Genomic DNA, 11,849 nt, shown 5'->3' on the forward strand with positions numbered 1-11,849 from the left:
ATGCCCACCGTCGTGGTCATCGGTGAGGTCAAGCGGGGGAAAAGCTCATTGGTCAACGCCCTGCTGGGACGGCCGGATGCTTCGCCGGTCGGCGTCGACATCATGACCTCGGCGTTCGTTCGGTTCGCGCCCGCGACTGGATCGGCCGCTGCCGGTGACACAGCTTTGCTGTACGCGGGAGGCCGCCGCCGGGTGATCGATCTGGCCGACCTGCCCGACTGGGTCACGGTCTCGGGCCGCCATGTTACCGACCCAAAGATCGACGAGCTTCCCATCGGGGCAGAGGTCGCCATGGCCGGCGAGTTCCTTCCGAGAGTGGCGCTGGTGGACACGCCCGGCGTGGGCGGGCTTAATCCCAGTCATTTGCGGCTGGTCAAAGCGGCGACCGCGCGGGCGAGCATCCTACTGATGACCTGTGACGCGACCGCGCCGATCACTGCACCGGAGCTGAATTTCCTGAAGTCGATCAGCGCGGAAGTCGATTCCGTCGTGATCGCGGTAACCAAGATCGACAAGGACCTTGTTCACTGGCGTTCGATCATCGACGAGAACCGCCGATTGCTGCGCCAGCACGCTCCGAGGTTTGCTGACGTCGCGATGGTGGGTGTTTCCAGCCTGCTTGCGTTGTCCGCCCTAAAGATGAGCCCGGGCCAACAACGCGAATCGGCGCTCCGTGCGTGCGGACTGGCCGAGCTTGTCGAGCGTCTTGACGCGATGTGCGCCTCGGGCGACCAGCTTCAAGTCGCCAACGGCCTTCGCACCGCCCGCAGCGGACTCGAGGTGATAGCGAAACGACTGGCGATGCAGCGATCCGTCCTGGTGAAAGGGCCGACTGCCGCGGCGGACCTGAGCGACGAGAAAGAGCGTCTGGCGGCGCTGCAGAAGCAATGGGAAAGCGGCTGGCGCGACTATCTGGCTCGTGATCTAGGCGCATTACAGCGCACCACCCTCGCCATGGTTGACCACAAGCTCGACGAGCTGAAAACGCAATGGCGGCAACGGCTCGACAAAACAAAGCTCGGGGTTTTGCAGCGTTCACCGCAGGTTTTCGTCGCCGATATGACCGCCGACCTGCAGGCCGTGGTGGCCGAGGTGTCCGACGAATACTCCGCCGGGGTGGCCAACCTCGTCGAACAACTCGCACTCACCGCCGAGGTGTCGGTCGAGGGCCTCAACACTCCCATACGCGCGGGCGCTCCGGGTAAACGCTTCGCCGGCGTGATGAGCCCGCAGCTGCTGTCGTATGCGTCGATGGGTAGCTACTCGATCCCGCGCCTGCTCGGGATGGTCGGGTCGGCGGTCGGCATAGGCGCCGCCGGGGTCGCCACCGGGGGTTTGGGACTGGCTATCGCCGGTGCCTGGGTCGCTGTGAACGCGGGCTACCAGGCGATCAAGATGGGCAGGCAAAACCTTCAACAGTGGCTGGTTAACACGGCCAACGCGGTAAGCAAGGATCTCACCCGCGAAATCCAGGACCGAAACGAAACCATTAGGCCCGTCATCGTCAACGAGTACAGGCAGCAGCTCAGCGACTCGATGGCGGAGCTGAAAAAACTGATCCAGACGGCGCAAGATGCCGCGAAGGCTTCCCACGCCGAGCGGGCAGACGGAATCGCCGAACTGGAGGCCAAATGGAAAGCCCTAAAGGAAATAGTCGCAGCCGTCGATGCTCAGTTAGCAAAACTTAGTCGGGTGACGGCCCAGGATTCACCGCGATGAACCGATGCCGGTGACGACGGCTGCGATCGCTTTCGACAACGTGTGCGTGGCTTTACTCGTCCCCATCGCTGGTGTCGGTCGTGTCCCCGCCAACAAACTCGAAGTCGCTGTCGGGCGCGAAGTCGTCAGGCATCGAGTCATCGGTCTCTGGGAACGCGTCGTTTCCGTCAGTGTCCGACGTGTCCGTGTACTCGTCCTGGAAGACGCCTGAAGGGTCGGCGCCAGCAGGGTCGGCGTTTGCACTCCATCCGCCTGAAGTGTCGTCGGGAATCGTCTCGATCTGGTCGATGGTGCCCCCAGTCGCGAGGTCACTCCCGTCGTCGCCGGTAATTACAACGCCGCCGTCATCCCATCCCCCACCAACAAACTGGAAGTCGCTGTCGGGCGCGAAGGCGGCGGGCATCGAGTCATCGGTCTGGGGGAACGCGTCGTTTCCGTCAGTGGCCAACGCGTCATCGTACTCATCCTGGAAGGCGGCTGAAGGGTCGGCGCCCGCAGGGTCGTCGTTTACACTCCATCCGCCTGAAGTGTCGTCGGGAATCGTCTCGATCTGGTCGCTGGTGCCCCCAGTCGCGAGAGGACTCCCGTCGTCGCCGGTAATTACAACACCGCCGTCATCGGGCTTGTCGCTCATTTTGTAATCCTCTCGTTCGGGTCATGTGGGTGTGCAGCAGTTGCTGTCCCCTATTAGATACGTTGGCTGCGCGCAATGTTCCTGGCACGTCGACCGCTTCCCGACGCCATTGGGGTCATGACGTTCAGCACCAAGTTTCTGTGTCGGGCCTGGTCCAAACCGTCCTCAATTGCGTACGGCCTTCGGCGACAGCATCAGTACCGGTAGGTACTTCGACCTGGAGAACTCTCCGGCTCGGTGACGTCGTGAGTGTCGGGCGTTGGTTGCGGCTGGTGGGGCTCGGGTGTGTCGGTGTCAGGCTGCGAGGCGCCGATCTTGATCGGGGCACCGTCGGGTCACCAAGACCGCCACCGTCTCGCTGCACGCCCATCAGAGCGGGTTCGCCGGAGATGAACGCGGGGCTCGCACGATTTGCAGACCGACCGAGGCCAAGATGGCCGGGTATTCCCGCACGAACATGCGGTCCGATTCAGCGACATCGTCGGGCAGCTCCTCAAACGGCACCAAATACGGGCTCCGTTTCCGCTCGACATCCTTATCGCCCAAGGTCCAGCCATCCGCGAGACGCTCTTTCCACCAGCGTTCATGCTCGGCGATCCCAAGCGTCTCGATCTCCTCGCTTGTGAACGTGAAATCCGAGGCGTCCCAGTCACGCAACGGTGCGATCTCGCATCCGATGCTGCGCAACTTGACCGCGATGTCACGCGCCTGGGCACGGCTGGAGTCCTTGCGCGATTCGTCGAGCTCGGCCCACAATGAGGCAGGCTTGCCCGCGGCGAGCTGCTCGGCCCGCCAACGCTCATGCAGCGCGTGTGCGATGGTCTCGAACGACCCGGCCCGGATGAGGTCGACGGTGCAGGTGCGGTCAAGGGCGGGGAACGCATAGATATTGGCGAGCAGACCGTGGGTGCTTCTTACGTCGCTGATGACCCGCGACACCCCATCGGCCCGGGACAGCGCGACGACGAGCGGGATGGTCGGCTCGAGTTCGTGGCGCAACTTCAGCGCCGTCTCAAGCGCGTCTTCGTCACGGTAGGCGGTGACATACGCGCGGGTAAGCGGTGGTGCTCCCGCGTCGGCGTGATGCACTCGCAGCCGGTGGATGTCACGGGCTGATGTCGAGAGGCTGATGAACTCACACACCTTCTCCAAGGCAGGATATTGGCCGACCAGTGAGCGCACCCGCTGCTCGTCCTGGTCATCTAGGACGGTGACCAGCAGCGCCACGGTGTCGTCGCGGCGCTTCTCATACCAGTCCCGCGCCGCATGCACAACCAGCCAGGCCCCCAGCGCATCCAGATGCGCCACCAGGATGTGTGGCTGGTCGCAGTCGGTGTCGATGGGAAAGTCGTCGAGCATCAATCGCGCGCTGATTTCATCGGTGTTGAAGAAATCCAGTGCCGACTCGGCATCGGCGCGCCTGGCAGCCTCCTGAATCCGCAGCAATACGCACAACTCTGGGTCGCTGATTCGGGCCAGACAGCGCAACTGACCGCGCGCCCGGCCGTCCGCCAACTCTCCGGCGACCGCGACGATCTCGGTGTTGACCGCGTCGCTCGGGGTGACGGCCAGCAGCCGGGCCGCGCGCTCCACCCGTGCGGCGTGCTGGGTTCGCTTCAGCTGCGCATCACCGACAATGACGGGCACACCCCAGCCGCGGCACAAGTCGATATGGGGGTTGTTCGCGTCGGCCTCGATCACGACCGCGCGGGCACCGGACTCCCACAGATGACGGACGAACACGCTGCCCGCATAGCCCAAACCGCAGACCACGACATGACCGCGCATCCACGGGATACGCATCTGCCGCAGCCGATCGGCGAACAGCGCTCCCAACGCGGTGACCCCCGCCCACCCGGTAACGATGAACGCCAAAAAGCGGGCGATGTTAAGTGTGGTCGGCAGGTGGGTCTGGGCCATCGTGGTCCCGAAGAACAGCTGCATACTCGCGTAGGCGACGTCGCTGAACGCCGGATTCTTCAAATACTTGTAGTACCCGACGCAGCCTAGGCCGAATGCGCCAATGCCGGCCACCACCAGGAAGTGCCAGCGGTAGTCGGCCAGCGCGCGCACAACCGGCTGCGAGATGGAGTGCCGAATTCTCAACGCGACCTACCGATCGGGTGAAGCTGCTCTTCGATCTCGGACCACTTCGACGCGTCTAATCGAAGACAAACTTTCATGGACATGGTGGCGAGACCGTTGAGGTGCGCGGCTCGCTCGCCACCGCCACCGTGGTAGTCGGTGCCTCGCCGGCCGTTTCATGCCCGCTGTCCGACGCCGGAGCCCAGCGCTCGCCATCATCGGTGCCCACGTCGTGAGTCTATAGATCAGCACCGTCGCGGTCGCCGCTCGCCGCGCCCGCCTCATCGAAAGCCACCTCGGGGTGATTTGTGGGCAGCGGATCGTCCGCGGGCAGCGCTGTTTCGGGATCCAACGCGACCGATACCGCGGTGTCCCAAAACCATCAGGAATCCCCAAACCTAGACCTTCGCCGCCGGTAAAGAGATGCGACCACCATCCTGGTGATCGTCGACGACTTCGATCTGCGCGGAACCCTCGTGCCGGAGGTGCGATCGGTAACCATACGGCGTCAGCGCCACCGAGGCGGGCAAATGGTGGCGGCTTCCGGCCTTGGGATTTGGCCGCGGCCAAAACGGCCTCAACTGGTGGCGAGCAGAATTCGTTGGGGTGTCGGACGCAGGGACTCAAGACGCTGCCGCTCGGTGGCGATTCGCCAAATCCGGAGGCGAACCGCCATGGGTGCGACGTCGGGCGCCCGACAACAAAAAGTTCAAAGACGATGTCTTGCCCGGGAACATTGTCGGGCGTCGCCGTCTCCAATCAGATAGCAGTGTGTGGATCTGCCCAGCGAGCGGCGCGGCTCCGAACCGATCGTCGCAGTCGACGCCGCTAATCAAAGGAGCGAAAAATGGCCGAGGAAAAGCAGGGTTATGAGGGCACGGCCCATGAGGCCGATCTCACCGTCGATTCGCCCGGCGGCCACGAGCTAAATTGGGATCTCCCGGTCATGGGTGATGCCGCGTCGAGCAGCGACTTGGACGATGCGTCGGCCACCGGCTCAGCGGATGAGGTCACTTTGGGCGACTACCCGGACTACTACTCCAGTGCCGACTTGAAATCAGACGACATGAGCCCGCACTCGTTCGAGGCGGACCTCGGCAATCTTGTCAGCGAAGACCTGGCTTCAGCGGGCGACCTTGTCAGCGAAGACCTTTCGTCAGCACGCGACCTTGTCAGCGAAGACCTTTCGTCAGCAGGTGACCATATCAGCGAAGACCTTTCGTCAGCAGGCGACGATGTTATGAGCGAAGACCTGGCTTCAGCAGGTGACGAAACATTTAGCACCGAAGACCCGGTCTCAGGAGGCGACGAACCAGTGGAGCTCATTTGAAACTGCTGACGCCGAATACTGGCGGCCCAGGGCGGTCTTGTCGGGGCCCAGGGACCGCACGTAACGGCCGACCGTCGCCCTACGCCAGGGTCGTCTCGGTTCGACTCGATCCCACACGGCTGCGGCGAGGAACCAGCCGCTGCGCCACCGGCACGCCGGGTGGTTGGCGGGGGCTGGGTCTGTTCGCTATTTGTGTGACGGAGGTTTTCAGATGACGGCTGCGGCTGCTGCGGTCGTGGATGAGGCTTGCTACCAGCTTTACGTCGCCGATATGACCGGTGATCTTGAGGTGCTCGTCGGTCAGGTCTCCGACGAATACATCAAGGCCATGACCGAGGTGATCGGCAAATTGAAGATCGATGCCGATATTTCGTTGGAGGCGTCGAGCTCCGAGGTGCGGGAGGCGGAGCGCCCGCGCAAACGATATCAGCACCATCGGGTTGGGCGTGGCAGGTCTGCTGGCCGGCACGACGTTGGCCTTGGTGATTCCGCTGGGCGTGGCCGCCGCGGGGACCTGGATTGCGGTGAATTTCGAGTTCCGCGTGATCAAAATGGGCCGGCAGATTCTGCAGCAGTGGCTGAATTTGACGGCCAATGCGGCCAAAGACGTTACCCGCGAAATTCAGCACCGAGGCGAAACTATTCGGCCCCAAATCCTCAACGAATACACAAAGCACGTCACCGAATCGATGAACGAACCCAAGACACTGGTCGCCGCCGCCGAGACCGCGGCCAAGACATCGCGCGCCGAACGCGCCGACGCGCTGACAGAAATCTATACCCAACGCAAATTCTTGCAGACCACCATCACGGCCGTCGAAACGCAACTGGCCAAGTTGACCACGGCCAACGCCCAGCCGCAACAACACCAATCCGCGACTAATCAACCCTGACCCCGTCGAGACGGAGCCCAAACGGAATCGAGGAGCAAATGACAAACAACCCAGACGACGAGACAGACGGCACTCAACAAGGCGAGCGGCAATCGAACTATCTAACTCCCGAACAAGAGGCGGGAACCTATTCGTTGTCGCCGAGCAAACGTTGGGAAGAAATCGCTCAGACCCACGCCGAGAACCCGAATTACGTCCCGCCCGATGTCGAGCCGCGTTCGCTGGACGACGTGCAGCAGGAGGGAAGGTATCGGCAAGAAATCGATCAGACCCACAGTGAGTATCCAAACGTAGTCCCGCCAGGGGTGGAGCCGAGCTCATTAGCCGACCTCCCTCAGGACCAGCCGGCCCCGCCCGCCGCTGGACCGATGCCCCAGCAACCGCCTCCGATCAGCGGTCTTGTCGACCCGAGCGACCCAAACTGGCAGCCGGTGGCCGAGCAGGGTCCTTTCACCGGCATTGAACCGTCCCCTGGTGACCAGGTCTTCCCGGGCTTGAGCATCGTGGAGCCCGCCCAGCCAGCTGCTGGGTACAGCCCCGGCGCGATGGTCGATGACAACGTTGCCGACTTCGGCAACTACCAGGTGGACTACAGCAGCCCCGAGAGCGAGGGAGACGGCGGCCAGGGAGGCGGCGTGGACGCCGGGCCTCAGCCGAGCGTGGACGCCGGGCTGCCCGCCTCTTCCGACGATTACGACTTTTTCGCCCCGGACAACGTCTCGCCTTATTGGGATCCCGACAGCGAGCTTCCGGTGCCCGAAGCCGAGCAAGGTCCAACGGCCGCGGGGCCTACCTCTTCCGACGAATACGACTTTTTCGCCCCGGACAACATCTCGCCTTATTGGGATCCCGACACCGAGCTTCCGGTGCCCGAAGCCGAGCAAGATCCAACGGCCGCGGGGCCCACCTCTTCCGACGATTACGACTTTTTCGCCCCGGACCCCGGACCTCAGCCGAGCGCTGACGCCGCAGCGGGCGGGTACAGCCCCGGCGCGATGGTCGATGACAACGTTGCCGACTTCGGCAACTACCAGGTGGACTACAGCAGCCCCGAGAGCGAGGGAGACAGCGGCCAGGGAGACGGCGCTGAAGCCGCAGCGGGCGGGGACAGCCCCGGCGCGATGGTCGGTGACAACGTTGCCGACTTCGGCAACTACCAGGTGGACTACGGCAGCCCCGAGAGCGAGGGAGACAGCGGCCAGGGAGACGGCGCTGACGCCGCAGCGGGCGGGTACAGCCCCGGCGCGATGGTCGATGACAACGTTGCCGACTTCGGCAACTACCAGGTGGACTTCGGCAGCCCGGACGGCGGCGGCGGCGATGGCGGCGGCGATGGCGGCGGCGATGGCGGCGGCGATGGCGGCGGCGATGGCGGCGATGGCGGCGGCGATGGCGGCGGCGATGGCGGCGATGGCGGCGGCGATGGCGGCGATGGCGGCGATGGCGGCGATGGCGGCGATGGCGGCGATGGCGGCGGCGAGGGCGGCGGCGATGGCGGCGGCGTTGGTGGCGGCGGCGGGGACGACGAGTGAAACCGATGCCGCACAGTCGCCGGCAGCAGGCTCACCGAGCCGTTGCTGTGGGATATGGACGGTAGCGACATGATGGACGAATTTGGTTGATGGGTTGGCTTGGAGGCGAATATGCCGGATGCGTCGGACGACCAGACATGTTGGTCGAATCTGTTCACGGGCGGCGCAGATCCAGGTTTGGAGATTCCTGATGGCGTATGGGAGTCGGTGATGACAGCCGCGCTGGAGAGCGACACTGCGGACCTGGTTGACGATCTAGTGCCCGGCGATCAGGTGGAGACGGGTTTCGATGGGCTGGACGACGAGCGCGGCATTTTCCACGAATTCGGCCGTGCGTCAGTGCACGGTGACGCCATCGCCCCGACAACGTCGGCGGTACCGATCCCGGATCGGTTGCAGACGACATATACCGCGACAGGGCCCAGATTTTCGCAATTTCGGGCCTCCGACGAACAATGGCCAGCGCCGCGTTCGCCGCGATACGGAAGAGCCATATCGAAAACTCAGCATCCGACCGGAACTGTGCGAGCTTTCGCCAAGCGCCGAGGAGCGTGTCGTGCAATGCATCTTCAGCATCGGCTCGATTACCGGTGATTCGCAGACGCACCGCCCAGACGGCACTGCGGTCGGCAGCCACCAACTCGGCAAACACGCTTTTCTCCGGCACACGCTCGACGAACGAGCGCCGCTTCGTCGTCGACCCCAACCACGCTGGACAACTGGCAACCACCCGGCCGGCGCGCCGACCAGGGACCCGAGAGACGAGATACCGACACGATAAAGAATCCATGCCGACGGCGCGCCGTTTATTGACTCAGCTGGCAATTTGCTGTGAACCGCTGTCTGGCGGCCGATACCTGTGTGAGTCGCCCAGCAAAACAATGTAATTGCATACGAAAGCGAAAGGCAGCGAGTGACATGCCCATGGGACTGAACGAATTCGCGATGCAAGCTCCACCGGAGCATGCTTTGTCGACCTTGTTTGCCTCGGGTGCTGAGGTCAAGCGTCATAGCATCAGGCAAACGGGTAACGGAGGTATCAGTGGCACAGCTTGGCATCGCTGACTCCACCGATTCGATCAGCGAAGAACTCCGGCGCAGGAGAGCTCATCTGGTCCGGCATGGTATGCAGTCCCTTCAACAGCACCTCTTCAACACTTTTCACATCCTGACCGCATGGCAACAGCCCCTGCGCGTGCAATATGCGGGCCTGATGCACAGCGTGTACTGCACCGACGCGTTCACCCATCGGACGTTCAACGTGACCGAGCGGGATCAGGTTCGCGCGTTGGTCGGCGAGGCGGCCGAGCGGCTCATCTACCTGTTTTGCACCCTCGACCGGCGCGAGCTGCTGTCGGCGGTGCGTGCATCAGCTAACGAGACACCCGATGCGTTCGGATTGACCAGCCGGCTGGATGGCCATCCTATGCAGGTAACCGCCGCGGAAGCCGGTGACCTTCTGACGATCTACATGGCCAACGCTGCCGAGCAGAGCTGCCGATCGGACCGCTCCCCTGCCCCGTGGCTGTCAAACGTTTCGCACCTGGGTCGGTTGGCGCGACGATTGGCCGAGGTTACCCCTCCCGTATTCGACAAATGCACCACCTTGGTTTCCACAGCCGAGGAAACCCAGCTACTCGACGACTACCAACACCCGTTTGCAGGCTTCGGGAACCGAGACTGGCCCTTCGTCGCCGAGCCGCTCGTCTGGATGGGTTTGCAGGAGATGGACCAAGGCACAGTAAAGCAGGCCGGTGAGCTCGGCCGGGCGGCGACCGAACGGCTACAACAGTGGGGAACCCCGTGGGACAAGCGACTGAACCTGCGCCAATGGCTACAGCTGTGCGCAGCCCTCTGTGACAATACGAAAGCCGACGAAATCGCGTTCGTTACCCGCCGGACCGCTGCGGCAGTGCGGTCGCTATCGCCGCCACCCGAACGTCTTTACATGGAACTGGCTCGAACGGGGCTACTGCCGGACGAACGTGGTGGCAACAACGGGGCCGTTTCTGCAGGCAGCGCGCCGCCTCCGTTACCGCCGCGGTTCGAGAGGTACCTCGCCGGGCTGCGGGCAAACCACGAAAAGCCTCGTATGCCCAGGTATCCCGGCCTGCGAGCGATGCCATGGCACGATCCGCAGCAGTTCCGGCTTGCGCGCGACCTCGAGGCGGTGGCTGACACGGTCGCCGCAGAGGTGCACGCGCTCGCCGGCAGTGGATTCCAAGAGGAAGCCGAGAACATCAATCGGTCGGGGAGGTGGAACGTCCTGTTCCTCTACGAGCGGGGCCGAAGAAATGAGCACAACTGCAGTCTCTGCCCGCAGACGGTCGCGGTCATCGAGGCCAACCGCACCGTGCTGAGCCTCGGCGGCCTCGCCTACTTCTCCGTGCTCGAACCCGGTACGCAGATCGCCCCTCACAAAGGGCCGACAAACGTGCGGTTGCGTTGTCACCTCGGCATCGACGTGCCGGAGCGCTGTGGGTTGCGTGTCGGCGGAGTCGAGCGCGCCTGGGAGGAAGGGCGCTGTTTAGTTTTCGACGACAGCTTTACCCACGAAGCCTGGAACAACAGCGCGGAACCCCGGCTAGTGCTGGTCGTGGACCTGTGGCATCCCGACCTCACTGACAACGAGGTGGCATTACTGAACGGGCTGCATCGGTACGCAACCGCCACCGGCATCCAATTGGTCCGCTATTGGAACCGCAACCGAGCCAAGACCGGCGCGAAGAGGTGAAGACCATGAGCATCCCCGCGGACACCATCTACACGGGCGGCGACATCGTCACCGTCAACAACGCCCAGCCCACCCGCCGAAGCCGTCGCCGCCAGGACGGCCGGATCGCCGCCGTCGGACCACAGGTCTGCAATTGGGTGTGCTTGGACCGTTGCAGATGAGCATCGATGACACCTTGGTGCCGTTGGGGGACCCCCAAACAGCGGGCAGTATTAGCAATGCTGGTGATCAACATCCGGATCTGCGACCACGAATTCACCTTCCAGATCAACACGGATTCTTCAGCCGATTCCACTCCGGCACAGGCGGCGAACAGGCGGTCGCGGGCATGGACACCACTGCCACAGGTTGGCGCCCGGATCGGTGCGGATTCGCAGTCACACAACACTATTCAGTGCGCCCCCGTATGCGTTGAGCACGTATGAGATTGGCCCAACGACATCTACTTCGGTCGACGCGGCACCGCCGAGCCGCGCGGCCAACGAATGTTTCGTTGGGCTCACAGCTAGCGGAGCGGCTGATATCCGGCGACCAACCGGCCGGCCGACAGCCTGCGGTTACGTCGAGCCCGTCTGGCATCGCATTCATGGCTGGTTCGGTGCGCGGTTGTGGGTGGATGCTGCGGTTTCCGTGCGGCGAGTTTGCCGAGGATTTACCGTCATTGTCGACGCACCGGGTATTTGCCGGGGGGTCGGCTTTTTCGGGTGTGGTTTTCTCGCCGTTGCCGCTGGTGGTGGCCTGGTTTTTGAGGAGTCGGCGATGAGCGACACCGCACAAGGGTCACGGGCGGGGTCCCAGTTTGGGCCTTATCACCTCAAGCGGTTGTTGGGCCGCGGCGGGATGGGTGAGGTCTATGAGGCCGAGGACACCGTCAAGGACCGGGTGGTGGCGCTGAAGTTGATGTCGGCGACGTTTAGCCAGG

General features: G+C 63.5%; 10 protein-coding genes and 1 pseudogene. 8 read left to right on the top strand and 3 right to left on the bottom strand.

Going from position 1 to position 11,849, the window contains the following annotated elements:
* Positions 1–1,719 (top strand): dynamin family protein (locus ACLQI9_RS01045; RefSeq protein WP_442377968.1); only part of this gene is annotated, 1,719 nt, incomplete at its 5' end.
* A 52-nt stretch (positions 1,720–1,771) separates the two neighbouring features.
* Here ACLQI9_RS01045 and ACLQI9_RS01050 read toward each other — a convergent pair.
* Together ACLQI9_RS01050 and ACLQI9_RS01055 are read right to left on the bottom strand one after the other, a co-directional pair.
* Positions 1,772–2,353 (bottom strand): hypothetical protein, encoded by a 582-nt coding sequence (locus ACLQI9_RS01050; protein WP_442377970.1) that lies wholly within the window; start codon positions 2,351–2,353, stop codon positions 1,772–1,774.
* 369 nt (positions 2,354–2,722) lie between these two features.
* Positions 2,723–4,459, bottom strand: coding sequence for an NAD-binding protein (locus ACLQI9_RS01055; protein ID WP_442377972.1), 1,737 nt, complete (start codon positions 4,457–4,459; stop codon positions 2,723–2,725).
* An 826-nt stretch (positions 4,460–5,285) separates the two neighbouring features.
* Between ACLQI9_RS01055 and ACLQI9_RS01060 the strand changes: the two genes are divergently transcribed.
* The 3 genes from ACLQI9_RS01060 (at position 5,286) to ACLQI9_RS01070 (ending at position 8,193) form a co-directional block, all read left to right on the top strand.
* Entirely contained in the window at positions 5,286–5,768 is a 483-nt protein-coding gene (locus ACLQI9_RS01060; RefSeq protein ID WP_442377974.1) for a hypothetical protein, read from the top strand.
* Between the two features lie 446 nt (positions 5,769–6,214).
* The gene (locus tag ACLQI9_RS01065) at positions 6,215–6,661 is read left to right on the top strand and encodes a hypothetical protein (protein ID WP_442377976.1); all 447 of its coding nucleotides are present in this window, start codon (positions 6,215–6,217) and stop codon (positions 6,659–6,661) included.
* Positions 6,662–6,699: 38 nt separating this feature from the next.
* Positions 6,700–8,193, top strand: coding sequence for a hypothetical protein (locus tag ACLQI9_RS01070; protein ID WP_442390792.1), 1,494 nt, complete (start codon positions 6,700–6,702; stop codon positions 8,191–8,193).
* Positions 8,194–8,347: 154 nt separating this feature from the next.
* Here ACLQI9_RS01070 and ACLQI9_RS01075 read toward each other — a convergent pair whose 3' ends face one another.
* Entirely contained in the window at positions 8,348–8,983 is a 636-nt protein-coding gene (locus tag ACLQI9_RS01075; protein ID WP_442383767.1) for an RNA polymerase sigma factor, read from the bottom strand.
* Positions 8,984–9,235: 252 nt separating this feature from the next.
* On the opposite strand from ACLQI9_RS01075, the gene ACLQI9_RS01080 reads away from it, so the two are divergent.
* The 4 genes and pseudogenes from ACLQI9_RS01080 to ACLQI9_RS01095 form a co-directional block, all read left to right on the top strand.
* On the top strand, positions 9,236–10,927 hold the full coding sequence (locus ACLQI9_RS01080; RefSeq protein ID WP_442383765.1) for an aspartyl/asparaginyl beta-hydroxylase domain-containing protein: 1,692 nt from the start codon (positions 9,236–9,238) through the stop codon (positions 10,925–10,927).
* A gap of 5 nt (positions 10,928–10,932) precedes the next feature.
* Positions 10,933–11,088 carry a hypothetical protein gene (locus ACLQI9_RS01085; protein WP_442383763.1) on the top strand — a complete coding sequence of 52 codons (156 nt, stop codon included), beginning with the start codon at positions 10,933–10,935 and terminating at the stop codon, positions 11,086–11,088.
* Positions 11,085–11,160: pseudogene (locus tag ACLQI9_RS01090) on the top strand (hypothetical protein); the annotation flags it as partial. The gene ACLQI9_RS01085 and the pseudogene ACLQI9_RS01090, both read left to right, overlap by 4 nt.
* A gap of 526 nt (positions 11,161–11,686) precedes the next feature.
* On the top strand, positions 11,687–11,849 hold a 163-nt coding region (locus ACLQI9_RS01095), incomplete at its 3' end, for a hypothetical protein (RefSeq protein ID WP_442390794.1).

Origin of the sequence: Mycobacterium sp. (genome assembly GCF_052143115.1) — a bacterium.
GTDB lineage: Bacteria > Actinomycetota > Actinomycetes > Mycobacteriales > Mycobacteriaceae > Mycobacterium.